Source organism: Ochrobactrum sp. Q0168, from assembly GCF_016427605.1.
Classification (GTDB): domain Bacteria; phylum Pseudomonadota; class Alphaproteobacteria; order Rhizobiales; family Rhizobiaceae; genus Brucella.
Map to the genome: position 1 here is coordinate 42,593 of NZ_JAELXQ010000018.1, position 26,304 is coordinate 68,896.

Consider the following 26,304-nt stretch of genomic DNA (forward strand, 5'->3'; position numbering starts at 1 on the left):
CCCGTCCGAGCGCTCTACATGGCCCCGACGCCCTGCATCCAGTCATTCTCTCAAAACATGGCCAATCCACCTGTGACACCCAGAACAACTCCCGTGATGTTCTGGGCACGTTCTGAAGCCAGAAAGGCTACAGCCTCACCGATGTCCTCAACTGTCTGTCCACGCTGGAGCGGAATATTAGCGGCGTTTCGGTCCCAGAGCTCAGGTTCGAGGGTATCCCATATCGGCGTTCGAACAATTCCGGGACAGATTGCATTTACGTTGACATTGTAAGGCCCCAATTCTAGAGCCATTGTTTGCGTGATCATAATGGCCGCTGCTTTGGTAGCGTTGTAGATCGTATACTCCGCAACAGCCTTCTTACCGCTGAATGAACTTATATTGACGATCTTGCCCGATCGCTGCTGCTTGAAGAGCTTACCGGCAGCCTGTGAACAGAAGAATAGCCCACGTTGGTTAATGCCGGTGACGTGATCCCATTGCTGTTCTGTGATCTGATCAAAAGGAATTTGAGCTGCAACACCGGCATTGTTTACAAGTATATCTACCGACCCAAACGCCTTGAGCGTATCATTTAACACAGAGTCCATAGATCTTGCGTTAGAGACGTCTTGCCTGACAGCGATAGCGTCGTGTCCACCCGTCCGGAGCGAAGCGGCGACGGCTTCGGCATCACTTAGGTTGATATCAGTAATCATTACTCTTGCGCCATAAGCAGCAAGTGTGCGCGATATGCCAGCTCCGATCCCTTGTCCGCCACCAGTAACAATGGCCACTTGATCTTGCAAAAACATACTGATCTATCCTCGTTTTTATGTATTCGATCGAAGTCGTACAATAGTCAGGTCTGACCCTGCGCCTTGCGGGCTTCGCGGCTCGACAAAACAACACCACCAAGCAGCATCGCCCCATTGAATACGGGCTCGAACCAGAACGGCACCCCCATCAGGCTGAGGCCAGTGAAGCCAACGCCCAGTACGAGGACCGCCAAACCAGTTCCTCGCACATTGAAAACGCCAGGCTGCACGCTGGTCGAACCAAGGAAAACCGCTGCGAAGGCGGGAAGTAGTAGTGTCGAACCATAGTTCGGATTGGCCGCTCCAGTCAGACCGAGTTGAAACATCCCGGCCAGCGCCGCAAGAACACCCGCCACGACAAAGGCGATGAGCTTAATTCGGGTTGTTGGTAGACCTGAAAGAATTGCAACGCGTTCCGACCCTCCGACAGCATAGGTTTTCCGGCCAAATGGTGTATGTTCTAACAATATATATGCGATTACGTACACAATGACTGTAATATAGACCGCGCTCCCCACCCCAAACAGATTGGTCGTTGCCAACGACGTAATCCCCTCAGGAATACCAACAGAAAGTGTACGCGAACCACTCACACCAACGCTAAGACCACTCAGCGCTATACCTATACCCAGTGTTGCAATCAGTGAGCGAATGCGAAAATACGCAACCAACACGCCATTGATGAGCCCAACCAACGCGCCAGCCACGAGCGCACCCGCTATGCATTCGGCAGTGTTCCAACCAAGCTTACCCCCCAGGGACGCAGCAACAACTGCTGTAAAGCCTAACAAGTAACCCGGAGACAAATCGAACTCGCCGACGATCGCTGGTAGCAGGACAGAAATAGCCAACATGCCAGGCACCGAAAGCATCAGCAACATGGTGCTGATATTGCTTGCTGACGGAAATGTCGAAGACTCGAAGACACTGAAGGTAATAAATAGAAGGACTAGTAGCCCCAGCAATCCGTGCCTTCCAAGGACGGCAGCGAGGGTCATTTTAGATGGAGACGTATTCATGTGAGCTCCTGATGGTGTCTTCAAATTGGCCGTGTTATCTGTTGAACTCACGACTGATCCTTTCATAGGAGACATCACCGTTACCGAATTCGGTGGTTATGGTGCCTTCATTCATAATTAGTACGCGGTCACAAACGCGCGCGAGCAAGGCTGGTTCGGTTGATGTCAAGAGCACCGCTGCTCCCTTCGTCGCGAGGCCGCGCAGGATTTCGAAGATTGTCTCACGCGATGCCGGATCAACACCAACTGTTGGGTCGTCGAGCAGAATGACCTTCGGCTGCATCAGAAGCCACTTGCCGAGTAGTACTTTTTGTTTGTTCCCTCCACTCAGAACACCAAACGGAAGTGAGGCATCGGGAGGTGAGACAGCGAGCGCTTTGAAGACGAGTTCTTCATTGTCGATTTGGCTCTGGCTATTAAGCCAGTAGGAGTCGAAGCGCGGCATGGCCATATTCTCTCGAACAGAAAGCTGCGCAATACCGCCCTCCTTCAGCCTGTCGCCGGGCAAAAACGCCAAATTTCTCTCTATAGCCGTTGCAGGAGTATGACCCGATGGAAAAACCTTTCCATCGAGACTAAATTCTCCACTTGTAACAGGTATCGCGCCAGCTATCGAGCGCAGCAAATCGCTTGCACCGTTGCCGACAGAGATCGGAATTCCAACAACTTCTCCCCGGAAGAGCTCAAGGCTCGCTCCTGCCAGGCGATTTGCAGTGACATGTTTCACCGTGAGGATCGGTCCGCTGTCCGCCGAAGAGGAACATGGAATAAAACGTCTGTCGATTTCTCGCCCATGAACATCTGAGCGGTTCACTGCGGAGCCAGGATTGAGTTCAGCTAGAATTTTTTTCTCGTTGGTTTCCGAAACTTTGGAAGAATACGCGAAAGCGCCGTCCCGCATAACGTCAACTGAATCGGCAAAATCCATGACCTCCCCAAGCCTGTGCGTAATCGTTATGACGGCCGCGCCTTCTTCTGCCAAATTTCTAACAATTTGGAGAAAGCGATTGGCCTCGCTCGAGCTTAGAGCGGCTGTGGTCTCGTCTAAGATAATCGTCATTCCCCGCGGGTTGGCGTTATGCAATGCGGTTAACAGTGCTAACGTCGCACGCTCAGCAGCATCGAGGCTCGAAACCAATGCGTCGGTTGGTAGTGATGCTCCGGCTGCGGACAACATTTCATTCGTTCGTCGCCGTAAAGTTTTCCAGTCGATAATTCCCATCCGTTTGGGAAAACCGTTGCGGAGGCCAAAAATCTCCGCAACTGTCAACTCAGCTGGAAGAGGGCTCTCCTGGTGAATAACGCGTACTCCATGCTCATCCAGTGCCTCCGCAGGCACCTTTCCCTTAAATCGTTGATTTCCATAAACAACCTCCCCTTCTTCAAAGGTATAGGCTCCGGTGAGAATTTTTATGAGCGTCGATTTTCCGGATCCGTTATTACCAAGAACGGCCCGAATTTCTCCCGGTTTGACCTTTAGAGAGATATCGCGCAGGACCATGCGTCCATCAAAACTCTTTTGAAGATTGTGGGCAGATACCGTCGGGAATCCTGCAAACGCTTCTTCTGCCGCTTTAGTTATTGTCGGATCCAATATCTCAATCCTTTCCGTCGCCGGTTGCAGAGATAACTGCTCTACCAATTGAAAGTGCGAACCGGATAAGTTGGCGACAATTACCAAGAGCTACCGACATAATTATTGGCGCTTCTGGCGATCCGCCTCACGTCATTTCGCGACGAGTCCGCCATCTATCGGAATTGCCGCGCCAGTGATGTACGAAGACATATCGGAAGCCAGGAATGCAACTACCGAGGCAACCTCCTCGGGCCTGCCTAAGCGACCAAACGGGATATTTAGCTCAGTTACCTGCCGAACTGACTTCCCTGCCAGGCTATCGGCGTATTTATCGTTCGATCCAATTTCACCAATTACCCTGTCTTGCAGCGGCGTATCAATTGGGCCGGGACAAATTGCGTTAACGCGAACCGCAAAAGGAGCCATTTCCACGGCTGCATTACGAGTTATCCCGTGGACGGCATGCTTGGCTGCGGTATATGCTCCGAAGCCATTGGCTCCGATCAGGGATGATACAGATCCCATATTGATGATACTGCCACCGCCCTGGCGACACATAATCTGTCCACAGTATTTAAGGTTTAGCCAAACCCCGCGCGAATTGACTGCCATTACCTGATCATAGACATCATCAGGATAGTCTATGATGTCTTTGACTGTACCCTCAATACCCGCGTTGTTGAAAAGAACGTCAATGCGTCCGAAACGTTTGTGGGCCTCAGAAATATACGCGATGACAGCGTTCTGATCTGTCACATTCGCTTGCGCTGTCATCACTGACACGCCCTGATGTTCGGTCCTAATCGTTTCTTTCATGGCGGCAAGGGCATCCTGGTTCATATCCACCAGTACCAATTTCGCGCCCGCGGCAGCCATAATCTTAGCCGAAGCCGCACCTATGCCGCTGCCAGCACCTGTTATGATCGCTACTTTTCCATCTAACGACAATGAAATTGACAATTGAATCCTCCCGAATTTCTCCTGCTCCTAATCTCGAGTAGGTAACATGCTAGAATTTGTCAACTCGATTTACTAGTGTTCGGAAGCTACGAAGTGCTGCATTTAGGCAGTAACTGATTGATAACGCTGACTTTTAAGACCGCAAAGAAATATCACTTGAAAGAGAAATTCTAGAATGCCAGAGTTGGAAAGCTGAAACGAGGTTCTTAATTTATGCAAAATGAAGTCATTCGAGACTACCTCTTAACTGGGAAAACTGCCTTGGTTACGGGGGCAGCTGGCGGGATTGGCCACGCGATCGCCGAGAGACTTTTGGGATTAGGGGCATCAGTTGTAATGAGTGATGCTGATGATCGTGTCTTCGAAGCAGCGGAGCGACTTCTTGCTCAAAATCACAACGTTTCAGCCGTCAAACTTGACATCACTGATTCACGAGCGGTTGGAGAGGTCGCGGATCACTTAAATGATGGAGAGAAATCGGTTGATATTTTGATTGCGAATGCAGGCGTCGGGTATGGCAAAGCTTTCCTTGAACACACGGATGCAGACTGGAGGAGAGTGATGTCTGTCAATCTTGACGGTACATTTTATTGCGTACGCGAGTTTGGAAAACATATGGTTCGGCGACGGCTGGGGGCTGTAGTTGCTATATCTTCTATTGCCGGAACTAAAGCGGTTAGACCAGAAGTCCATGCTGGCTATGATACGTCTAAAGCAGCAATTGCTCACCTTTGTCGGGTCACAGGGGTTGAATGGGCTCCTCATAACGTCCGAGTAAATGCCGTAGGTCCGGGCTATACTGAAACGGATATGCTAAAAACAGTGGGTGTTGAGCAACCAGAGACCATGAAAGTCTGGTTGGAAGACACGCCGACAAGACGCCTCCTTCAGCCTAAGGAAATAGCCGCGACTGTGGGTTTTCTGGCGTCCGACGCGGCAAGCGGCATAACAGGTCAATTGGTTATGACTGATCACGGTTATTCAGCATATTGAGTACTTCTTCGCAATCGTAACTCGCGTTTAGATGTGATTTGCAATCAAAACAACGAGAGAACCAAAAACTATGAAACATAGATCTGGCTATTCTACGCCAAGAGTCTGGACCTGGCAGAATAAGGACGGCAGCCGCTTTTCTAATATCAATCGGCCTGTAGCCGGTCCCACCCATGAAAAAGGCCTACCTATCGGCCAACATCCTTTGCAGCTTTACTCTCAAGGCACGCCTAACGGCATAAAAGTTACGATACTTTTGGAAGAACTACTACGATTAGGACATAAAGGTGCCGAGTATGACGCTTGGTTAATCAAGATCAGCGACGGCGACCAATTTAGCTCTGGATTTGTTGATATCAATCCGAATTCTAAGATCCCGGCTCTTGTAGACCGCAGTGATGAAAAGCCGATTCCCGTTTTCGAATCGGGTGCGATCTTGCTGTACCTTGCAGAAAAGTTCGGAGCGTTTTTGCCCAGCGATACTGCGTCACGTGCAGAGTGCCTTTCTTGGCTTTTCTGGCAAGTTGGAAGCGCACCATATTTGGGTGGTGGTTTCGGCCATTTTTATGCTTATGCGCCTATAAAAATTGAATATGCAATCAACCGCTTCGCCATGGAAGTTAAACGTCAGCTCGACGTTCTTGATCGTCGACTTGCATCAAGCGCGTATGTTGCTGGCCCCGAATACACAATTGCTGATATGGCCATATGGCCCTGGTACGGGGCCCTAATTCAATCTTCGCTTTATGAAGCAGCGGAATTTCTAGAGGTCGGACAATACAAACATGTTGTGAAATGGTCCGATACAATAGCTGCGCGGCCTGCTGTTAAGCTTGGTCGCATGGTCAATCGAATATCGGGGGAAACGTCCTCGCAACTTCGAGAGCGTCATGATGCTTCGGATTTCGAATCGAAAACAGAGGACAAATTATAGCCTGTACATGGGCGCATAGTAACCTGCCAAGGTGCTCGCCTTCGCCATTGGTATTTGCGCAAGCGGGGCAGTAGCCGCGTTTTACTCCATAAGCCCATCTACCCATCCGACCGTGCTGCGCGGCACCGGAATCGGTCTGATGATCGGCTTCGGGCGGGGTGTCGCTATCCTCGCTCCCCTGCCGACCGGCTACATGTTCACCAATTATTGGAGCCCGGTTGATGCCTAGCGTTTCTTTGCAATCGTCACGGGACTTTCCGGAGTCGCGACAATCAGACTGCATCTGACCTGACGCAAAGCGCCAATCACTACTATTTATACGCAAGGATAATAACGTGATATTCGCCTTCAGCAATACGACAATGCGAGCGATACGATGCCCGGCTCCGGGCGGGCCGGAGGCCTTGAAACTCCTAACGGTGCCGGTGCCTCGCCCTGGAAGAGGACAGGTGCTTATTCAGGTTCATGCGGCCGGTGTAAACCGGCCAGACATTTCTCAAAGGCGCGGCGTCTATCCTGTACCTGCTGACGCCGATCCGACATTGGGGCTCGAAGTCGCAGGCACCATCGCGGCGGTAGGCGAAGACGTTCCTATGGGCATTGGAGAGCGGGTGTGCTCACTGGTGCATGGCGGCGGTTACGCGGATTTCGCAATTGCCGAAGCCGACCAACTCATCCCCCTTCCAGATAGTATCGATTTCGTAATCGCGGCCGCGCTTCCCGAGGTCGCCATGACGGTGGAATACAATCTAATCGAGCGCGCTGCTCTTAAAAAAGGTGAATGGGTTCTTATCCATGGCGGATCAAGCGGCATCGGTAGCCATGCAATCCAACGCGCAAAGACAGTGGGCGCTAGGGTGATCGTCACCGCTGGCTCGGTGGCAAAATGCGATTATTGCCGCAGTCTCGGCGCGGAGATCGCGATCAACTATCGGGAAATCGACTTTGTTGAAGCGGTGCTCCAGGCGACTGGGGGACGTGGGGTCAACGTTGTGCTGGATATGGTCGGTGGCGACTATGTCGACCGCAATCTCCAGGCTATGACCGTCGACGGGCGCTGCGCTATCATTTCACTGCAGGGCGGCCGTCGCATATCTGCTGATTTCGAACCACTTTTGCGTCGCCGCCTCACACTACTCGGCTCGACATTACGGCCGTTGTCAAAATCCGAGAAAAGCCGCATCGCCACAACCGTCACTCGCACCGTGCTTCCTCTCGTCGCCCGAAGCATTATCCGCCCGCATATCAATCAAACCTTCCCACTCGACCGAGCAAGCGATGCGCACATATGGATGGAGAGTAACGCCAATATGGGCAAGATTGTACTGATACCCTAAGGGGCCCAAACGATGGCTTCGTTGTTCATTGGCACGTCGGGACTATCGGTATGATCAATTGCCACGTGCAAGCCAAGTTAGGCTGCCTGATTGCCAGTCAAGAATTCCAAACACTGAATTTTATACCGGTCTCTAGCACTCTACGAATACCGATCCGTTACGTAATCAGGATAGCCCGTAAGTCATTCACATTGGTTCCTGTGGGGCCCGGTGCATAGAGATCGCCTATTGAGTTGAACGCCGTCCACGCATCATTTTTGGAGAGCGACCGGACAGGATCGATTTCATTTTTGCGCATCCGCACGAGTGTATCGGCCAACACGAACGCACCGGCGTTGCTCTCAGAACCATCAATACCATCTGTATCAGCCGCAAATGCCGATACACCGTCGATACCTTGCAAAGCGATAGCGAGGGCGAGTAAGAATTCAGTGTTGCGACCGCCTTTACCACTTCGCGCCCGAAGCGTGACCGTCGTTTCACCACCAGACAGTAGCAGGATGGGTTTACGAAAAGGTCGATTGCGCAAGCTGATTTCACGGGCGAGAGCTGCGTGTACTCCAGCCACGTCGCGAGCTTCTCCTTCAATGGAATCCGAAAGAATAACGGCCTCTATTCCCTGCGCTCTCGCGTATTCGGCAGCGGCCTCGAGAGAAAGCGACGCCGAAGCAATTATGTGAATTTCATTAGTCAAAAGACGCTCATCCCAGGGCGAAGGCGCATTATCTTTAAAGAAAGTCAAATGACGGATTGCCGATTTTGGCAGCCTTATTTTATATTCATCAATAATTCTAAGCGCGTCTGCGCGTGTTGTATGATCTGCAATGGTCGGCCCTGACGCCACAAGCGCCGGATCATCGCCTGGAACATCAGAGACGACCAACGTCACAAGTTTGGCAGGCCAGACGGCCAGAGCAAGGCGCCCTCCTTTGATGTCAGAAAGCTGCTTACGAACTGTGTTCATCGCTGCAATTGGTGCACCAGATCCGAGGAGCGCATCGTTGATTGCAACCTCATCGGCGAGTGACATACCCTCGGGTGGGGAGGGCAGTAACGCTGAGCCGCCTCCCGATATTAAGGCAATTACCAGATCATCATCTGTTAGATCGGATATCGACCCGAGCAGGCGTTGCGTTGCGAGCAACCCCGCCTCATCAGGAACAGGGTGAGCTGCCTCAATAATCTCTATCCGATCACACTTTGCAGCATAACCATAGCGTGTGACAACCACGCCTTCGAGTGGTCCCTGCCATATACTTTCAAGCGCAGCTGCCATCTGTGATGAAGCTTTGCCAGCCCCAATCACAATTGTCCGGCCTTTTGGTTTTGCTGGCAAAAACCTACCGATACTCAAGGCTGGATCAGCCGCGGCTACAGCTGCACGAAACAAGCCGTCGAAGAATGCTTTTGCGTCGGCAATCATGCAAATGCTCATTCAGTTGTGTTAGCTGCTTCATCAACGGCAAGTTTGTAGCCATCCGGGAGATCGCCAACCAGATTGCGAACACGCTTGTTACACATTGCTTCAATAATCTGCAAAACCGCCTGTTTTGCACCTGCAACGCGCGATGGATGATCAGTATCAGCGGCAATATGCGGATAAAGCTTCATTCTCCCTCCAAGTTGTCGGGCAGGCTCAATATAGGGTGCAAGTGGGCCGCTAAGACGCCCCGTTTTCGCATCGCAGAAAATATCTGCATCAATGAACGCGTAACGCACCTGTCCAACCTGCATCGCATCCGACAAGGCTGCAACATCGACAACTTCTCCACGATCAAAGTTCACCACAATGGCTCCCGGCCGCATCACCTTTAACAGTGGAGCGCCAACAATGCCGCAGTTCAGATAGGAGCCGCTAGTCGCGTCGCGCTGGCCAAGCCCTACATGCACACTCAGAATATCTGCATTGACACATGCGGCAACTGGATCATCGCTGTAATCAAAGCCCGCATTGAGAATTCGCTCTTTATGCGCGGAACGAGCATAGACGGTTACATTCATCTGAAAGGCTTTTGCGAGCCTTGCGACCTCACGGCCAATATTACCGAATCCAAGGACAGCGAGCCGTTTACCCTCAAGTTTTTCTGTCGGGTAAGCCTGAATATGAACCCGCGTATCAAAACGCCCGGCCAGAACCTGGTCATGCAGATCATCAAGCGGCAGGTCGGGCATCACACTCAGAATTGCCTTCATCACCATCTGTGCTGTGGCGCGACTGTTACTGCCCGGCGTGTTCATTAGCGGCGCACTACCGCCAACACCGGTGCCACCGCCCCATGAGGCCGACCCCATATTCCCCGTCCCAGCACCGATCCGTACGCCGCCAAGACTAAACCGTGCCTGTGATGGAATAAAAGTCGCAGCAGCAATAACTGCATCATAACTTTCATTCCCTGCCTGCGTCATTTCTTCACCCGAAGACAGATACGGCAGATAATAAAAATTAACTGCATCAGCACGCGCTTCTGCTGCATTCTCCAGAACGCCGCCTTTGTGAAATACGCCACCCTGCGCGCGGATAAACTCCGCCACCTCAGAATGATCCGGGCAACCACTGTGATCGAGTTTCAATCCAACCAGGTCGCAAATAAGTACTTTTTTCAATGAATAAATACTTTCTCGAAATTAACTGCAATTGATTGTTGCTCTCAGTTTTAAGCTCAATCCAGAACCGGATTCACAGCGGCTGCTGAGCCGGAAAGCCGTTGCCAGTGTGCTGCAAAATGTTTGACTAACTGAGGATACTCATCAGCCCGGCAAGCGAGCATCGCAACGGATAAGGCTGCCAGATCTTCAGCATTTTTGCGTAGTTCCGACAACTGCTCTGCCTGATCTGAAGAAATAGACACCTCAGATTTAAGAGGCATGCGCTGTGCAATATCCGGCGCAATGAAGGTGTCATGGTAGTCAGACTGCAAAACGGCAATCTTCGCGCGTTGCCAGGCATATTGCAGATTTTCCAGCAGAAGTAGAACGTCCTCTTCACTGCGCACTCCGCCTACCCATGCACGGAAATCTCCCGGTGTCCCGGGAAAAGCATTGATATAAAACGCTGCACAAAGCCCTGCCTCATGACGACCATCTGCATGGGTTATGCCCTCGTAGCCCAGCAAACTTTTTGCTTTCGCAAGAATTCGGGCGTGGGTTGCAGGCTCATCAATATCCGCGTCATTTACGCTCAGCAATGTGACCGCAGCACCGCGCCGTTCGATGTCGCTGACTGTCAAAGACAATAATGAATGCGCCTTAGTCCAGTCCGCGATCACATTGCGATTGCGTACCGATGCACGGTTCAAAGCTTCAATATTGCCAATTCTATTCTTAACACGCATTAGACCGAACGTCGTGCGCGCGAACGCCAAAGCGCTATAAGTATTAATCACCCCGCCTAGCATTCTGTCGGTAGACGGATCATAAAAGGGCCCAATCTCCACGCTCGACTGCCCACTCAGCGGTCGCTTCGGATCAAGTGGCGCAGTCAGCCGCAGTTGTCGAGGAATAAACCAGGATTGGTTTTGCTGATTGCGCTCTACAAGCGCTAGTGCATATGGCGTGAACGATGCGACGAAGTAGCCTGCTATACCACCAATGGCCTTTTGCAGTGGCGTGAACAGGCAACACTTTTCCATAACAGCTTTGATGAGCGACTGCTCCCACGCCATTGCACCTAACAGGGACGTTGCGTCCAGAACTGCATGATGATTATCCGGATCTGCATCAATCCAGTCACAGAGATTGCGGATATCCGCCGAACTGTAACTGGTCGCACCGGTTGTTTCATGGCCAACGCCAATGAACAGACGAATGCGCTTGCTGTTCAGCCATTCCGCCTCAGGTATCATCCCTTCAGATATTGCGAAATGCACTCGACTGACGTCACCGTTTTTGGCCCGACACTGCATGTCTAAAATCTGTGCTGCCCATGACTGTCGGAAAAAGCCTGCACCGACTGCATCATCTTTCTCCGGGGCAGGCGTATCGATATATACCTTGCAGTCTGGAGACGTGTTCATGAGATGCATGATACAGCTGGTAAAACCGCTATGCCCCCCGCCAAGGCCAACAGCCAGGCGGTTCTCTTCAGAAAAACCGAAGTAGCTGTGAATTTCACGCATCATATCCAGAATGATTTTATCTGCTGGATAGCCGCGATGCATGGATTGTTCGATTTCAGCTACAGTAAAACCACCGAGGTCCCTGCCCCGATCATCATATTTGCGGTAATTGGCAGACAGCCAACGTCCAAACTCGAAGTTGATCTGCTGCGAGGCCAGAATACCATCCGTGCCGTCGGTAATCGGACCAACACCAAAATAAGGGTTGCCCGGACGGGGAGGAGGACCGCTTCGTGTTGCATTCTCAGCAAGCTCAATTGCTTTTTGGATTTTTTGACTGTGCATGGTTGGGGACCGTTTCAAATGCAAGCGCAACACAGGTAGAGGTGCTGCATCCTAGCCAGCTGCACCCGGTTTACGAGGCAGCCCCGAAAAAAGACCCGGCACAGCGTTTAGAAAAGCCATGCCGGGATGAAGGACAAGCAGCGCGCTTATCGGGATGTGATCGTCTCTGTTGTAATTGCTTCAAGGCTCTTGTGTCGGGTTTCAACACCGGCAAGAGCGATCGCAATGATCTGGATAACCAGCAAGACAGAAACCATTGCAACGACAGCCATTAAGCCCCAGCCATTGAGCAAGAACAGAATTGCGTAAGGAACACCAATGCTTGCAAAACGTCCTGCCATCACGGCAACGGCGGTAGCACGCATACGAACTTGTGTCGGAAACAGCTCTGGCAGATAGCCAGCTTGAACGACGGACACGAGATAATAGATAATCGTGAACATCACAAAGCCTAAAGCCGTTGCCGCAACCTGTGACGTCACCAGTGCAAATAGTGGCCCAACGACCGCAGCCAGGAGCGAACCACCAATGATTGCGGGACGACGACCGATACGGTCAGTCAACATGAAAGCGAGGAGAGCACCGCAAGGTCCGCCAAGCGTCATGAATGCTGATTGAAGCAGAGACGCATTCAACGAGATACCTTGCTGGGTCAGAATAGTTGGTACCCAGGCAACAAAACCATAGATCGAGACGCTCTGCACGATCATCGCAATGCCAGCAACGATAAGCGATGTTCTGAAGCGTGGATCGAAAGTCTTGTAGTCAGCCGAGATATTCTGCGTCGTGGTGCGATCAATCGTCAGAGGTGGCAGCTTGGAAACGTCTGTCCCTTTTTCAATTTCAGCAACGACAGCCGCCGCTTCTTCAAATCGTCCTTTGCTTGCCAGCCAGCGCGGAGATTCAGGAATGTTCTTTCGAGCGATAAGAACGGTAATCGCACCAATGCCAACGATGATGAACATCATCTGCCAGCCCATGGTTGGGATGACAAGCCATGCGGTCAGTGTCGCAAAGAACAGTCCTGCCTGCGCGATGCACGACAGAAGTGCAGCCCAGCGCCCGCGATAAGCAGGTGGGACAAACTCACTGATGATACCGTAGCCGATGATGTTTTCTGCACCCATACCAATTGCACTAATAAAGCGCGCGACGATCAGAAACTCCATGTTCGGTGCAAACGCACAGGCTATTGCTGCAAAGCCGAAAATGGCAAGATTGAACTGGTAGGTAAACTTGCGTCCATAACGGTCGCCCAAAATACCTGCCAACAAAGAGCCGATCAGCATCCCTACAGCGGTTGCTGAAAGGAATGTCGCATTCTGTGTAAGCGTCGACCAACCCGATTGCTTGAGTGTCGCCAGCACCGAGTTTGCGAGATAAATATCGAAGGAATCGAAGAACATCCCTGCCCCAACGAGGAGCAGGAATTTTTTATGAAAGCCAAGAATAGGCAGCCTGTCCAGACGCGCGGCTAGGCTTGCCGCAGAATGTGTAGTTGTCATGTTCACCTCTTTTATTGTTATTTTTAGTGCGTTCAATGCTCTGCGTAGACGCCGGTATATTGTCCCGCAGCGATGCCCTTCAGAATTTCTTCTTCTTTAGCCGACTGCTCCTGCGACGCTTTCAAAAGTTCCTGAGCAATTTCCTGAGGGAAAGCCACAATGCCATCCGCATCGCCGATAACGATGTCGCCCGGATTGACTGTCATACCGCCAATGCTGACGGGAACATTGATTTCACCCGGGCCATTCTTATAAGGCCCAAGATGAATAGCAGCCCTCGCAAATACCGGAAAATCTGACTTTGCAACCTTTGCTGCGTCGCGGATAGCACCGTCCAGCACAAAGCCAGCCGCTCCACGCATTGCAGCAACCGAAGACATAATTTCGCCAATCAGAGCGCGGCTTGTATCGCCACCACCGTCGACTACGATCACATCACCCGGACGGATCATTTCCAGCGCGTCGTGAATGGCACGATTGTCGCCCGCGCGGGTGCGAACTGTAAGAGCTGTCCCCGCCATTACCGAACCATTGTGATAAGGCCGAATGCCAACTGCACCCGAAAGGCGCTCAAGATTATCACTGATATTGGCAACGGGTATTTTTGCGAAGGCCGCAATCAACTCAGAACTGGCTTGCACAGCACACTGCAAACGACGATTTCCTGTCATATGTAATCTCCGGAAATGACCCGGCGGCAAAAGCTGCTACCGGTGTAAGATGTTATTTTTCTGATGTAGGCCTTGGTCAGCGGAGTGCTGCGCAGGCTTGCGCAATGCGCTCACAGCCTTGCTCGATTGTTTCGATGGCAGTCGCAAAAGACAGACGCAGATAGGGCGAAAGACCATATGACGTGCCGTCCATCACAGCGACATTGGCTGCTTCAAGAAAATACATACTCACATCAAGATCGGTTTTCAGCACTCGACCATCTGGTGTGGCCTTACCCAGCAATCCCTCAACTGATGGGTAAACATAAAAAGCACCTTCCGGTGTCGCACAGCGAATACCCGGAATCTCAGCGAGCAATTCACACATCCGGTCACGACGCTGTTTATAGATTGCGCACATATCTTTGACCGATTGCTGATCGCCATTCAGAGCTGCAGCCGAAGCGGCCTGGCTGATTGAGCTTGCACAGGTTGTACTCTGCCCTAGCAATTTTCCGATGGCTGCGATCAGGGGCTTGGGGCCTGCTGCATAACCAACGCGCCAGCCGGTCATAGCATAGGCTTTCGACATGCCATTGATGAGCAGGCAACGTGCTTTGAAATCCGGATTAACCTGAACTGGGGTGAAATGGGTCATCCCATCATAAACAATGTGTTCGTAAATATCGTCCGTCATGATCGCCACATACGGATGACGATCAAGAACTGCCAGCAATGCGCGCAGTTCCTCGGCGCTGTAGACTGCACCAGTAGGGTTGCTCGGGGAATTCAGAATAAGCCACTTGGTTTTTGGCGTAATGGCCGCCTCAAGCGCTGATGGCGACAACTTGAAACCGTTTTCTTCCTCGCAGACAAGAATGACCGGCGTGCCACCATTAACGGCAACAACATCCGGGTAAGAAACCCAGTATGGTGCAGGAACGATCACTTCATCGCCCTTGTTCAGTGTCGCAGCAAACGCTTCGAAAATCAGCTGCTTAGCACCAACACCGACAACAATTTCTGGGGCGTCATAAGCTATATTATGATCACGTTTCAGTTTCCCTGCAATTGCGGCGCGCAGTGCATCCGTGCCCTGCGTTGCAGTATAATGCGTATCACCCGCTTTGAGTGCGTCGATTGCAGCATCGATAATATGTGGTGGCGTTGCAAAATCCGGCTCACCGATAGTGAAATCAATGATTTTGAAACCCTGGCTTTCCAGCTCGCGCACTTTAGCTTTGGCCGCAATACTGGCAGATGGTTTCAGATCAAGAACGCGTTTTGAAAGCTCAATTGACATCAGTTGTTCCAGGTTGGGAATCGGGATCAGGTTGCTGCCCGACAAACTGAACATAAAGTGATGCTTTATTTTCATTCTGAAAAACGATAAATAATAATAAAATTTCATCTCTTTTAGGAATGACGTCAATGACCACCGGTGTAACCGTAAAACAAATGGAAGCGCTTTACTGGATCACCAATCTGGGCACATTTGAAAAAGCTGCATTGCGGCTCAACACCTCACAATCAGCTATTTCTAAACGGGTACAAGAGCTTGAAGCACTGACAGGCATTACGGTTTTCGACCGCTCACAACGCGGGGCGCGGCTTACCGAACAAGGCGAGTATCTTTTTGCCATTGCAGAGGAAATGCTGCAGCTAACAGATCGCATTCAGGCACTGCATGACACTGCCCAGCAACCACTTTATCGCTTGCGTATTGGTGTAACGGAATTGACTGCCATCACATGGCTGCCGCGTTTTGTCACAGAACTCCGAGCAAGTTTTCCATCTGTACTGCTTGAACCGGAAGTGGACATGAGCCGAACGTTGTTTGAAAAACTCTGCGATGGTTCAATGGATTTTATCGTGATCCCCGAAACATTCGCTGATCCTGACGTTATTGCGATTCCATTGGCACAGGTAGAAAACGCATGGATGGCGAAACCTGGACTGGTAGACTTCGAAGATAGCGTGTCTCTGTCGGAGCTTACAAAATATCCTATTCTGTCTCAAGGTGGACGATCAGGCTCCGGGCTTTACCTAAAAAAATGGTTTCGCAATGAAGGTGTCATTTTCCCAAAACTCTTGTCGAGTGACAGCATGACCGCCCTTCTCGGTTTCTCGATCGCCGGTCTTGGCCTGAGCTATGTTCCCCGGGATTGTTTCCAGCCATTGGTGGATGAGGGCAAATTGGAAATCATTCCGACATTACCCTCTCTTCCCTCAGTTCCCTATTCGGCAATGTATCGAAGTGATCGTCCGGCAGCTATTGTCTCCACCATCGCCAAACTCGCAGCGGAAATTTGCGATTTCTCACGTCAGTATCAGAATTAAAAAATTAACATTCCAAAAAGCGATAGAAAATTATGTATTTTTATCGCTTTTATTCTCTGTGAGCCCAGATCATCTTTCTAAAGCTCGACCAAGGCCACATGTCGGGGACTCGATGACGCATTGTCCAAAAGAAGTCCCGGAAGAAATCCCTTGTCGTCACGTCGGGCGTTATGGAGGCGCCGGCTAATCGCATTGTCCGGCAAGATGGGTAAATCGGAAAAACAATCATATGAATCTGGAGCGCGTTAAGGATTTGCTGGATCTTATGTCCAGCTCGTCCGTTAAAGAACTGGTGCTAATCGATAGCGATGGAGAAATCCGTCTCAGGCGCGATGCAAAAGACGCAGCACTCGCCATTGCGAAATCCCCGCCGGCCTTCTCACAAGCAGAGACGCAGTATACCAGCGTAATCAATGCTCCTCTGCCCGGTATTCTTTATCTGGCTCCATCCCCTGACACGCCCCCCTATGTCGTGATCGGCAGCGCTGTTAAAAAAGGCGATACAGTTGCCCTGATTGAGGCTATGAAAACGATGGTTCCTGTTGCAGCCACTGAAGAGGGGATCGTCGCTGCAATTTTTGCCGAAAATGAAGCTTCTGTCGATTCAGCACAAAAGCTTTTCGGCATAACCACTGCAGTGGAGTCACAAGCATGATCAGCAAGGTGCTTATTGCCAATCGCGGGGAAATTGCCGTCCGTATCCAACGTGCCTGCAAAGAAATGCAGATTCCTTATGTTCAGGCCTATTCCGAAGGTGATGCCGCTGCACCTTATGTACAACGTGCAAAAGAGGCAATTTGTATTGGCCCGGCGTCACCACGTGAAAGCTATCTGAATAAATCTGCCATTGTTTTTGCTGCACTGAGTTGCGGTGCCGATGCCATTCATCCGGGTTATGGTTTTCTTTCGGAGAACTTTGGCTTTGTTGAAGCCGTGGAAAACTGCGGCTTAACTTTCGTCGGTCCGCCAGCTTCAGCAATCTATCTGATGGGGGACAAAGTCAGAGCGCGAACAACAATGGCTGTGGCAGGCGTGCCATGCCTTCCCGGTTCAGAGGGGGCACTCAGCAGCTCGGTCTCCGAACAGCAAAATCTGGCACGAAAAATAGGCTATCCTGTTATCATCAAAGCATCCGGCGGTGGCGGCGGTCGCGGGATGCGTGTTGTCCATAATGAGGCAGAGCTTTCTGATGCCATCGCCATTACGCGTGAAGAGGCACGAAACGCGTTTGGTAACCCGGAAGTTTATCTCGAAAAATTTCTGACCAATCCACGCCACGTCGAGATTCAGGTTCTTATTGATAGTCATGGAAATGGTGTGTGGCTGGGTGAGCGAGATTGCTCAGTGCAAAGACGACACCAGAAAATCGTCGAAGAGGCGCCAGCCCCGCATATCAGTCGTGACCTGATAAGTCAGGTTGCAGAACAGTGTCTGGAAGCCTGTCGTCAGATCAATTACCGTGGTGCTGGTACTTTCGAATTCCTCTACGAAGATGGTGCGCTTTATTTCATTGAAATGAATACGCGTTTACAGGTTGAACATCCGGTAACAGAAGCAATTACCGGAGTTGATATTGTTCAGGCTCAATTACGTATTGCCCGGGGTGAGAAGCTGGGTTTCTCACAGCAGGATGTAATCCTTAAAGGACACGCACTGGAATGCCGCATCAACGCTGAGGATCCGCAAAGCTTCTTGCCTTCACCAGGTATAATCAGCGAATGGATTGTGCCATCAAGCGAACATGCCCGTATCGATAGCCATATCGAAGAGGGCTATGAAATACCTCGCGATTACGATTCTATGATCGGAAAAATAATCGTATGGGGTGAGAACCGCCAAGAAGCGATCGAGCGCATGCAAAACGCGCTCAGAATGACCCGGCTTAAAGGGGTGCAAACAAACATCCCTTTGCACCAGATCATTCTGCAAAATCCTGATTTCTGCGCCGGCGGCACAAATATTCACTTCCTCGAAAGACGAATTATTGGTGCGGGAGGCACCGCAGCATGACCGACGTCACATCACTTCTTATCTCTGACATGGGAGAACGGGCGGTTTTGTGCCAATTGCCTCCGGCCGCCTTGTCGTTGCAGATGCAGGAACGTTTCTGGGCACTGAGTGAGGAGTTGGAGACATTTGAAGGGGTTGGGGAAACAATCCACGGCATGAACAACCTGCTGATTGGGTATGATGCAAATATTCTCTCTCGCGATGCACTAGTAACTCATATCACCCGCTTATGGAGCAATGCTAACGGCCGTCCACGCGCCGGAAAGCTCATAGAGATACCAGTACGATATGGTGGCACTTACGGCGAAGATCTTCCGGCTCTTGCTCAAAGCAAAGGCCTCAGTACGGAAGAATTTGTCCGCCTCCATGTTGGCGGCGATTATATTGTCTATGCACTGGGTAGCCAGCCGGGATTTGGCTACCTCGGAGGATTGGATCCACTGCTCTCAACGCCCCGCCGCGACACGCCGCGCCTGAGTGTAAAAGCTGGCTCGGTGATCATCGGTGGTGATCAGACTGCCGTACAAGCACGCACGTCGCCGTCAGGGTGGCATGTTATCGGCGAAACTGATTTGGAGTTTTTCAATATAGACCATTCCTCCCCCGCGTTGCTTGTGCCCGGAGATCGTGTCCGCTTCATCATTGAGGACATCCTGTCATGATTGAGATTGTGCAACCTGGAATTCTATCGACGATTCAAGATCTTGGTCGACCGTCCTATCGGCAGATCGGTGTCACGGCCAGTGGCGCCATGGACCCACTCGCTTTTCAGGCCGCCAACATTTTAGCTGGCAACCCCCGCAATGAAGCCGCAATAGAAATTGCGCTCGGTGGCACTGAAATTCACTTTCCTCATGATACGGTTTTCGCGCTGACCGGAACTAATATCAATTCAACACTTGATGGTTCTCCTGTTCCGGGTTGGTGGGTTCAGCAGGCTCATGCCGGTCAGGTGTTAAAAACCACACCAGCCGGAGAAGGCATGTATGCTTACCTCGCCATTGCCGGTGGATTTGCTATTGAGCCGGTTTTGGGTTCAGTTTCAACCGATCGCAAAGGCGGCTTTGGTGGTATTGGAGGACGTGCCCTCAAGACAGGCGACCAACTACCCCTCAGATCTGGTGCGCATGACGTTTCAATCGCCCGGGGATTTGGTTTCAACACGCAAAAGTTCGGTCTACTTGAGACTGACAACGTGATCAGAATGCTTCCAGCTGCAGAGTGGGACAACCACGATAGTTCCATGCAGCAAAGCTTTCTAGAAAGTGACTGGCGTATCCAGCCCGACAGCAATCGCATCGGCTACCGCCTCGCAGGGCCAACTATCGAAGCGATTAAAAAAACTGAACTCTTCTCCCACGGTATTTTGCCAGGTGTTATTCAATTGCCACCATCAGGCCAGCCAGTTGTTCAGATGAATGACGCGAATACATGCGGCGGATACCCAAAACTCGGAGTTATTATCGGCGCAGATTTACGCAAACTTGCACAGACGCGGCTGGGGGGCCACGTCCGGTTTGCGCGCACTGATCATGAGACTGCGATTGCCGCCGCCCGTGCCAGCGAACTACGTTTAAACCAGTTGGAAGCGCAGGCGACGCTCGCATGGCAAATGGTCAGGAAAAAAGCTGCATGACACTGTTTACTGGTAATTTTATTCGTGCGGTCAGCGACCATGCAGCCACTGCAGGTATCAGCCACGTCTGCATTTCAGCCGGACATACCAAGCTGGAACTCTGGCTCGATAGTGCTGCGCCGGAAACGGCCACACATGGAGAAGCTCTGGCTATTCGTGCCTTTACTCCAGGAATATTTCGAAAGGAAATTACCGACCGCGCGCTGCAGGCTGGCATTTCGGTCGTTGAAAACGAGCGGCTGGGTTGGCTTGAGACAGGAGATCTGATTTTCGAGGTTAAAACCCCAAAATCCGGAATATTAGAACAGTTCGACGCGAACGACGGGAACATCGTTGGTTATAATACGATACTTGCCAGCATTCGCGCATAAGGAAATTATGACATGTCTGACAAAGCGATTGACTTAAACTGTGATCTCGGTGAGGGCTTCGGGGCCTATGAAGTGGCCGACGATCAGGCATTACTCAAAATTGTCTCCTCCGCCAATATTGCCTGTGGTGTTCATGCGGGCGATCCCGTCGTTATGGACAAAACAATTCGTGAGGCACTCAAGAACAAAGTCGCCATCGGTGCGCATATCGGCTTTCCTGACCGTGAGGGCTTCGGACGTCGTATGATGAAACTGTCGCTGAAAGAGTTGGAACTGACAACGATCACGCAATTGGGTGCTTTATCCGCAATAGCCCAACATCACGGTGCGAGACTAACGCACGCAAATTTTCATGGCGCACTCGGCAACCTCGCTTTCACCGACAATGACGTGGCAGAAACATTGATCTCCGCTATGAAAGCCTTTGATCCCGCTCTCGTTTTCATCGGACTCCCGAACACCGCTGCAGCCCATCAGGCTGAATCGCAGAATGTCAGACTCGTAAAATCCTTTCTTGCTGATCGCGGATATTCAGAGGCTGGTGTTCCTGTTGGCCGTGGGCAAAACGGTGGTGTCATGCATGACAGTACAGCTGTCGCGCGGCGCATTTGCAAATTGTTGGAAACAGGCAAAATTGAAACAGTTAACGGTGATCAAATAGATATGAGTGTGGACTCAATTCTAATCCACAGTGATACGCCGAACTCAGTTGAACTTGCACAGAAGATTCATGAAGCCGTAGACCAATGCGGTTATTATGTACGCTCCTATCAATAAAGTCCCTTGTCATCCTGAGCCACCATTCCAGATTGCCAGTCAAGAGTACAATCGTCGTGGCTCCTATCGACGACAAGCGGGCTACTCCTTCCATATTTGGTGCATGACCGCCCCGTTGTTCGTTCTTCTAAATTTCTTCGACTGGGGTATCTCCGACGGGGAACTGTCGCGTGCTCCTATTTCATCAAACAGCTTTTTTGATCGAGGATTGTTGAACCGCCCGAGAAGCAATTTGAGCACGGAATGTTGATACAATTCCGCTTCACGCGGCTGACAAGCTTTAGCTTCACTATCCCTACACGGTCCTGTAGTGCCAGCGGGTGCTGGCGGCGACAGCAAGAGAGAGCCTGTCGGAAAGCCCAGCGCCTGTTTTTGCGCCGTCAATTATTCTAATTGACCAAAAGGGAACAAACTTGCTCGCCTCATGTTCGGACGTTGCTTTGTGCAACTCGGGTCGCCCATACCTGCGGCGCTACAGAAAAGCAGGACGCTATCTTGGTCGCGCTTAAAGCGGTAGACGAACTAAGGATTCAAGCTATGACCGCGAAACAACCGCTCATTCCGAAAGCCAATCGTAGTAATAAAGGAACCGGCGAAGACGGAAAACCCCCAATTGAGAAAGTCGAACGCGGATCATCCGCGCCCAACGTGGAAAAGCAGGGGCAGCAAGGAAACACAAAGATCAATACGACGCATCAGGGCCTACAGCAGGATCGCTAGGAAAGCATCATGTCGACTTCAACTAAAACACCCGCAAGCATCCGCCAAGGCGGACCAGGTGCATCTCATGAGAATGCAAAAAAGCCGCTCAAGATCAATAAGCCTTCGGCCGATAGCGATAAACGATCACAAAGCCACGTTTCCGGAGGCGGTGGAGAGCGGGACAGTCACCACGCGCACGATCCTAAAAAGAAGTGATCGCACGCATCAGAGGGTGCATAAGCCCACGAATAGCGATGCCCTAAAAACCCGCTGACGTGAACTTGGGGCGATGCTTAAACTGAACGCGATCGGAGGGATCAAAATGTGGTGGAACCTATCCGACGATAACTTCCGGTAAGGGACCGCGTCGACGTTTATTTGGAAGCCATCGATGCAGGGAGGTTGAAGCGGGAATCTGGCTAAGCAGTTCTGTCAGCACTTACGGATACTTGCAGCACCTGCTCCAGATGCCAGATCTTTGATCGCGAATGCGCATCCGCCTGCTGCCGGATTACAGCGTTAATTGGTGCTGCGTTTACGGGATAGCGGCACCACATTACCTGCTGGCGGAACCTTGTTATGAGGGCATCGGTCACCACAGATATGGATGACATCCTCTTTACAGCCGCCGCTCATCTCGGTTGCCGTCTCGGTGAGATAGCGGGCCGGAGTCGTACCGAGCATTCGCCGGAACATGGCGATGAATGCGCTCGGGCTCTCGTATCCCAGGTCGATTGCGATGTTCGTTACGGATTCGCCGTCCGCCAGCCGTTGAAGAGCAAGACCAACATGCAGCTGCTGCCGCCAGCGGCCGAATGACATGCCAGTCTCACGCTGAAACAGCCTTGTCAGGGTGCGATTGCTCGCCCCCACACGGGCGCCCCACTCTTCCAGATTCAGCTTGATTGAAGGATCGTCGATCAGCGTATCGACCAGCCGCTTCAATCTCCGGTCCGAGGGCATAGGAAGACGCAACGGCTCCACCGGCGCTCTCTCCAGCTCATCCATAAGGACTAAGGCCAGACGCATCTCGCGGACATCGCCCTCCGGATAGCTGTACGGCTCGTTGACGAAACGCAGGATCAATTCGCGCAGGAGAGGCTGAACGAAGAGAATGCCGCAATCTGCCCGCTGGCTGCGGCTTTCGTCGGGCTCGACATAGAGGTTCCCGATCGACACCTGGCCGGTCGCCCTCGCAAAATGCGTGAGCCCGCCCGGAATCCAGATGGCGCATTGCGGCGGGACCGTCCAGACACCTTGCTCGGCCTCGACCGTGATCAGCCCCTCGATGACATAGAGCAATTGGTCCTTGCGGTGCTTGTGCGGTTCTGTCTCGCCGGCAAAAGCGAGTTCGACCTTCAGACCAACGACGGGGCGCGCGATAGTATCGGGATAATCATGAGGGGGAAGAACCGGGATGCTCATCAATGATACCTCAACGCTTTCGTCTGAACGCCGCTTTCCTCTCCATTCCCAAGTTTCGCAACATATCACGCTCCACGCAGTTTGGCTGCTGCGAACCGGCCATGATTTGCAGAGAAACGGCCACGCATCATGCGGATTTCGGTGGCATCAAGGGGTTAACAGGCGCCCGTTGCAGGGTGGCGGCGAGGAGCAGAGCGAATATCCCCACCCAGACGACGAGATAAAACCCATCCACATAGGATAGCACAGCCGCCTCGCGCGCAATGACGGAAGCGACGCCTGACACGCCGTTGGCGACGCGCTGGACAATAGCAGACTGTCCAGCCTCCACACCCGCCTTCAGCATGACGCTGTGGGTATCCAACGAAAGCCGCAACACGAGTGATATGATGCCACTTGCTACGCCGGGTGCGAAAATGCGCGCGAGAGGAGCATAGACCCCGATAGCCGCCGCGTGCGCGGGATTCATGTTGACGACGATGAGCGGGATAATGCCCATAAGCGTCAGGCACTCGCCGATGGCGAAGAGAATGAGAGCTGGGAGATATTGGTCGGTCCGCCATTCGTTGTTGATGCTGGAGCCGCACCAGGCCGACGTGAAGACAATAATGCTCAAGCCTGCGATCAGCAGCAGACGTACGTCCACACGCCGTGCGATCCACACAGCGACCGGGGTCATCGCGAGGTAAGTGCCGAAGACGATGATGGCGGCCGATCCGGTCTGGAGCGGCTTCAGCTTGCCGATCGCGGCAAGGAAATTCGGGATCAGAATCGAGGTCGGCGCCATCAGTACCCCATAAAGACAGGCAATTAGGAGCGCGGTGCGGACATTGTGGTTTCCAAGTGCGCTGAAATCGACGAACGCGGCCTTGTTCAGAGCGATATTCACAATGGACATCACCAGCAGAATCGCGCCACTCGCCAGGCAGGCCGCCACCACGCCGGAATCGAACCATCCAAGGGTCTCGCCGAGAGAGCATCCTGCAAACAGCATGGCCAGGCTCTGGCAGAACATCGCCATACCTCCCCAATCGCTGCTACGCAGCTTGTCATGATCGATCGGCGTCAGCGGGAGCGCTTTCCAGGCCATGAAGGCGATGAGGGACCCGGCGAGTGAGGCAGTCCAGTAGACCCACCGCCAGTCGATGACATCGACATAGATTCCGGACAGTCCAACGCCGACGTCGGTCCCGAACGAAGCCCGCAGGCTGTAGACCGCCATCGCCAGAAGCCAGAAGTGAGGTTTCAGGCTGCGCAGCGCCAGCGAAATCGTCAACGGGAGATAGGTTCCTAGGCACAGTCCCATGATGACGTGCAGGAAAACGAGCAGATCGTAGCTGCGCACGAAGGGTATCGTCAGGGTGGCCAGTGCGATCGTCACGCTCGATACGATGATGACGCGGGCTGGCCCGAAAATCAGCGACAGCCAGACGGTGACAGGCATGGTCAAAAATTGCGCCGCGTTCATCGCCGTACTCAGCCACGCCCCTTCAATGACGTCGAGACCGAACGCTCCCCTTAGGTCTGCGAGAGACATGGAAAAAAGCCGGCCCTGCAATGTGGTGAGAAACGCGCCCATGAAAACGACCGCCACTGTCAGTGCAGGATTTGGCGCTTGGGCGCCGCGCCAGAGATGTGAGATTGAAGGGACCTTATCGAACTGCATCGGCGTAGGTCTCTTTGGTCACGGTACGAATTTCACGGGTATAGGCGGCCACCTTCGCCCCGAGCGTATCGATCCGCGCCTCGGCGGACATGCCTGGCCTCAAGAGATCAAGGTCCGCCTGCCCTGGCTCAAGTTCGATGCGCACCGGGATACGTTGAACGACCTTGGTGAAGTTGCCCGTTGCGTTGTCGGTCGGAATCAGTGACGACTCGTTCCCGCTCATCGGGGCAATCTCCTCGACGCGTCCCTGGAAGCGATATCCGGGAAGGGCATCGATTGCGACTTCCACCGGTTGTCCGGCCCGGACGTTCTTGAGCTGCGTTTCCTTGTAGTTTGCAATCACATAAGGCCGGGTGAGAGGTACGATCGTGACGATTTGCGTTCCTGACCCCACAAGGCTGCCGATCTGGACGCTACGCCGGCCAAGCACACCGTCAAAAGGTGCGATGATCCGGGTGTAACCGAATTCGAGCTTTGCCGACGCAAGGGCGGCTGTGGCGGCATCGAGATCCGCCCTGCGCTCAGCGCGTTGCCCTGCCAGCGTATCCAATTGTCTTCGCGAGAAAGTCAGGGCCGCCACTGCCGCCTCGCGGGAGGCAATTGCCGAGGCCAGTTCCGCCTTCGCGTCATCAAAAGACTTTCCCGAGACAGTGCCATTGGTCACGAGCCGGCTCTTGCGGTCGAAATCCTGCTGGGATTGTGTTAGGCGGGCTTCCGAAGCATGAAGCGACGCCACGGCCTGCTCGATCGCGGCGCGCTGTTGGGCCTCCTCATTGCCGAGATTGTCGAGCACGGCTTGCGCTTTTGCGAGTGATGCTTCCGCCGCTTGAACGCGCACGGCATAGTCATGGCTCTCGATTTCGGCGATGATATCTCCGGCTTTGACCGTCTGGTAATCCGCGACCGGAAGACCCCTGACATAGCCGCCGACGCGTGCGCTCAATACCGCAGGCTCGGATTTGACAAAGGCATTCTGGGTCGATTGCGTCGGTCGATTGCTTGTCCACGCATCCCAACTCGAAACAGTGTAAATGACCGCGCCTATCACGACGGCGCACGCCAGCCACGGGGCCAGTTTGAGATGCCCAATGCGCGGTTGTTTATCGGATGCTGAAGCGGATGTGGCGGTTGTTGCTGCGGGGCTCGACATGAAACTTCTCAACTCGAATTCTAGCGTTTGTTGAGAAGGATATTTCGACAGCCGCG

Annotated in this window: 25 protein-coding genes; 12 read left to right on the forward strand and 13 right to left on the reverse strand. The window is 52.4% G+C overall.

The window, feature by feature from the left end; genetic code table 11:
• Positions 1 to 50: 50 nt before the first annotated feature.
• The 4 genes from JAU75_RS20705 to JAU75_RS20720 form a co-directional block, all read right to left on the reverse strand.
• A complete protein-coding gene (locus JAU75_RS20705; protein ID WP_199058391.1) occupies positions 51 to 794 on the reverse strand; it encodes an SDR family NAD(P)-dependent oxidoreductase in 744 nt (247 codons plus the stop codon).
• A 47-nt stretch (positions 795 to 841) separates the two neighbouring features.
• Positions 842 to 1,867 carry an ABC transporter permease gene (locus tag JAU75_RS20710; RefSeq protein WP_199058392.1) on the reverse strand — a complete coding sequence of 342 codons (1,026 nt, stop codon included), beginning with the start codon at positions 1,865 to 1,867 and terminating at the stop codon, positions 842 to 844.
• Positions 1,851 to 3,410 (reverse strand): sugar ABC transporter ATP-binding protein, encoded by a 1,560-nt coding sequence (locus tag JAU75_RS20715; protein WP_199058393.1) that lies wholly within the window; start codon positions 3,408 to 3,410, stop codon positions 1,851 to 1,853. Before JAU75_RS20715 ends, JAU75_RS20710 begins: the two co-directional genes overlap by 17 nt.
• A gap of 132 nt (positions 3,411 to 3,542) precedes the next feature.
• Entirely contained in the window at positions 3,543 to 4,352 is an 810-nt protein-coding gene (locus tag JAU75_RS20720) for an SDR family NAD(P)-dependent oxidoreductase (RefSeq protein WP_199058394.1), read from the reverse strand.
• Between the two features lie 213 nt (positions 4,353 to 4,565).
• Here JAU75_RS20720 and JAU75_RS20725 point away from each other — a divergent pair, with 213 nt between their 5' ends.
• The 3 genes from JAU75_RS20725 (at position 4,566) to JAU75_RS20735 (ending at position 7,616) form a co-directional block, all read left to right on the forward strand.
• Positions 4,566 to 5,345, forward strand: a complete 780-nt coding sequence (locus JAU75_RS20725; protein WP_199058395.1) for an SDR family oxidoreductase — start codon at positions 4,566 to 4,568, stop codon at positions 5,343 to 5,345.
• A 70-nt stretch (positions 5,346 to 5,415) separates the two neighbouring features.
• Positions 5,416 to 6,279: a glutathione-dependent disulfide-bond oxidoreductase gene (yghU, locus tag JAU75_RS20730; RefSeq protein WP_199058396.1), complete on the forward strand. Its 864-nt coding sequence runs from the start codon at positions 5,416 to 5,418 to the stop codon at positions 6,277 to 6,279.
• Between the two features lie 362 nt (positions 6,280 to 6,641).
• On the forward strand, positions 6,642 to 7,616 hold the full coding sequence (locus tag JAU75_RS20735) for an NAD(P)H-quinone oxidoreductase (RefSeq protein ID WP_199058435.1): 975 nt from the start codon (positions 6,642 to 6,644) through the stop codon (positions 7,614 to 7,616).
• A gap of 157 nt (positions 7,617 to 7,773) precedes the next feature.
• Here the strand turns inward: JAU75_RS20735 and JAU75_RS20740 are convergent, their stop codons facing one another.
• From JAU75_RS20740 to JAU75_RS20765, 6 genes are all read right to left on the reverse strand, one after another.
• Positions 7,774 to 9,039: a glycerate kinase gene (locus JAU75_RS20740; protein WP_199058397.1), complete on the reverse strand. Its 1,266-nt coding sequence runs from the start codon at positions 9,037 to 9,039 to the stop codon at positions 7,774 to 7,776.
• 8 nt (positions 9,040 to 9,047) lie between these two features.
• Positions 9,048 to 10,220: an NAD(P)-dependent oxidoreductase gene (locus JAU75_RS20745; protein ID WP_199058398.1), complete on the reverse strand. Its 1,173-nt coding sequence runs from the start codon at positions 10,218 to 10,220 to the stop codon at positions 9,048 to 9,050.
• A gap of 56 nt (positions 10,221 to 10,276) precedes the next feature.
• Complete coding sequence (locus JAU75_RS20750) at positions 10,277 to 12,016, reverse strand: hypothetical protein (protein WP_199058399.1); 1,740 nt, start codon at positions 12,014 to 12,016, stop codon at positions 10,277 to 10,279.
• Positions 12,017 to 12,162: 146 nt separating this feature from the next.
• Complete coding sequence (locus JAU75_RS20755) at positions 12,163 to 13,521, reverse strand: MFS transporter (protein ID WP_199058400.1); 1,359 nt, start codon at positions 13,519 to 13,521, stop codon at positions 12,163 to 12,165.
• Positions 13,522 to 13,553: 32 nt separating this feature from the next.
• Complete coding sequence (locus JAU75_RS20760) at positions 13,554 to 14,192, reverse strand: RraA family protein (RefSeq protein WP_199058401.1); 639 nt, start codon at positions 14,190 to 14,192, stop codon at positions 13,554 to 13,556.
• 76 nt (positions 14,193 to 14,268) lie between these two features.
• A complete protein-coding gene (locus tag JAU75_RS20765; RefSeq protein ID WP_371836220.1) occupies positions 14,269 to 15,603 on the reverse strand; it encodes a pyridoxal phosphate-dependent aminotransferase in 1,335 nt (444 codons plus the stop codon).
• Here JAU75_RS20765 and JAU75_RS20770 point away from each other — a divergent pair.
• From JAU75_RS20770 to JAU75_RS20810, 9 genes are all read left to right on the forward strand, one after another.
• Positions 15,603 to 16,511, forward strand: a complete 909-nt coding sequence (locus JAU75_RS20770) for a LysR family transcriptional regulator (protein WP_199058402.1) — start codon at positions 15,603 to 15,605, stop codon at positions 16,509 to 16,511. The two genes, JAU75_RS20765 and JAU75_RS20770, sit on opposite strands and share 1 nt — an antisense overlap.
• Before the next feature lie 229 nt (positions 16,512 to 16,740).
• On the forward strand, positions 16,741 to 17,166 hold the full coding sequence (locus tag JAU75_RS20775) for a biotin/lipoyl-containing protein (RefSeq protein WP_199058403.1): 426 nt from the start codon (positions 16,741 to 16,743) through the stop codon (positions 17,164 to 17,166).
• Positions 17,163 to 18,521: an acetyl-CoA carboxylase biotin carboxylase subunit gene (accC, locus tag JAU75_RS20780; RefSeq protein WP_199058404.1), complete on the forward strand. Its 1,359-nt coding sequence runs from the start codon at positions 17,163 to 17,165 to the stop codon at positions 18,519 to 18,521. The genes JAU75_RS20775 and accC overlap by 4 nt, the downstream gene beginning before the upstream one ends.
• Complete coding sequence (gene pxpB, locus JAU75_RS20785) at positions 18,518 to 19,183, forward strand: 5-oxoprolinase subunit PxpB (protein ID WP_199058405.1); 666 nt, start codon at positions 18,518 to 18,520, stop codon at positions 19,181 to 19,183. Before accC ends, pxpB begins: the two co-directional genes overlap by 4 nt.
• Positions 19,180 to 20,157, forward strand: a complete 978-nt coding sequence (locus JAU75_RS20790) for a biotin-dependent carboxyltransferase family protein (RefSeq protein ID WP_199058406.1) — start codon at positions 19,180 to 19,182, stop codon at positions 20,155 to 20,157. Before pxpB ends, JAU75_RS20790 begins: the two co-directional genes overlap by 4 nt.
• Positions 20,127 to 20,528 carry a hypothetical protein gene (locus tag JAU75_RS20795; protein ID WP_199058407.1) on the forward strand — a complete coding sequence of 134 codons (402 nt, stop codon included), beginning with the start codon at positions 20,127 to 20,129 and terminating at the stop codon, positions 20,526 to 20,528. Before JAU75_RS20790 ends, JAU75_RS20795 begins: the two co-directional genes overlap by 31 nt.
• A 12-nt stretch (positions 20,529 to 20,540) precedes the next feature.
• The gene (locus JAU75_RS20800) at positions 20,541 to 21,305 is read left to right on the forward strand and encodes a 5-oxoprolinase subunit PxpA (protein ID WP_199058408.1); all 765 of its coding nucleotides are present in this window, start codon (positions 20,541 to 20,543) and stop codon (positions 21,303 to 21,305) included.
• A gap of 537 nt (positions 21,306 to 21,842) precedes the next feature.
• The gene (locus JAU75_RS20805) at positions 21,843 to 22,025 is read left to right on the forward strand and encodes a hypothetical protein (protein ID WP_191192665.1); all 183 of its coding nucleotides are present in this window, start codon (positions 21,843 to 21,845) and stop codon (positions 22,023 to 22,025) included.
• A gap of 9 nt (positions 22,026 to 22,034) precedes the next feature.
• The gene (locus tag JAU75_RS20810) at positions 22,035 to 22,223 is read left to right on the forward strand and encodes a hypothetical protein (protein WP_199058409.1); all 189 of its coding nucleotides are present in this window, start codon (positions 22,035 to 22,037) and stop codon (positions 22,221 to 22,223) included.
• 303 nt (positions 22,224 to 22,526) lie between these two features.
• Here the strand turns inward: JAU75_RS20810 and JAU75_RS20815 are convergent, their stop codons facing one another.
• The 3 genes from JAU75_RS20815 to JAU75_RS20825 all read right to left on the reverse strand — a co-directional run bounded on the left by JAU75_RS20815 (position 22,527) and on the right by JAU75_RS20825 (position 26,248).
• A complete protein-coding gene (locus JAU75_RS20815; protein ID WP_199058410.1) occupies positions 22,527 to 23,432 on the reverse strand; it encodes a helix-turn-helix domain-containing protein in 906 nt (301 codons plus the stop codon).
• 127 nt (positions 23,433 to 23,559) lie between these two features.
• Positions 23,560 to 25,098, reverse strand: a complete 1,539-nt coding sequence (locus tag JAU75_RS20820) for an MFS transporter (protein ID WP_199058411.1) — start codon at positions 25,096 to 25,098, stop codon at positions 23,560 to 23,562.
• Positions 25,085 to 26,248, reverse strand: coding sequence for an HlyD family secretion protein (locus tag JAU75_RS20825; protein ID WP_199058412.1), 1,164 nt, complete (start codon positions 26,246 to 26,248; stop codon positions 25,085 to 25,087). The genes JAU75_RS20820 and JAU75_RS20825 overlap by 14 nt, the downstream gene beginning before the upstream one ends.
• Positions 26,249 to 26,304 lie beyond the last annotated feature (56 nt).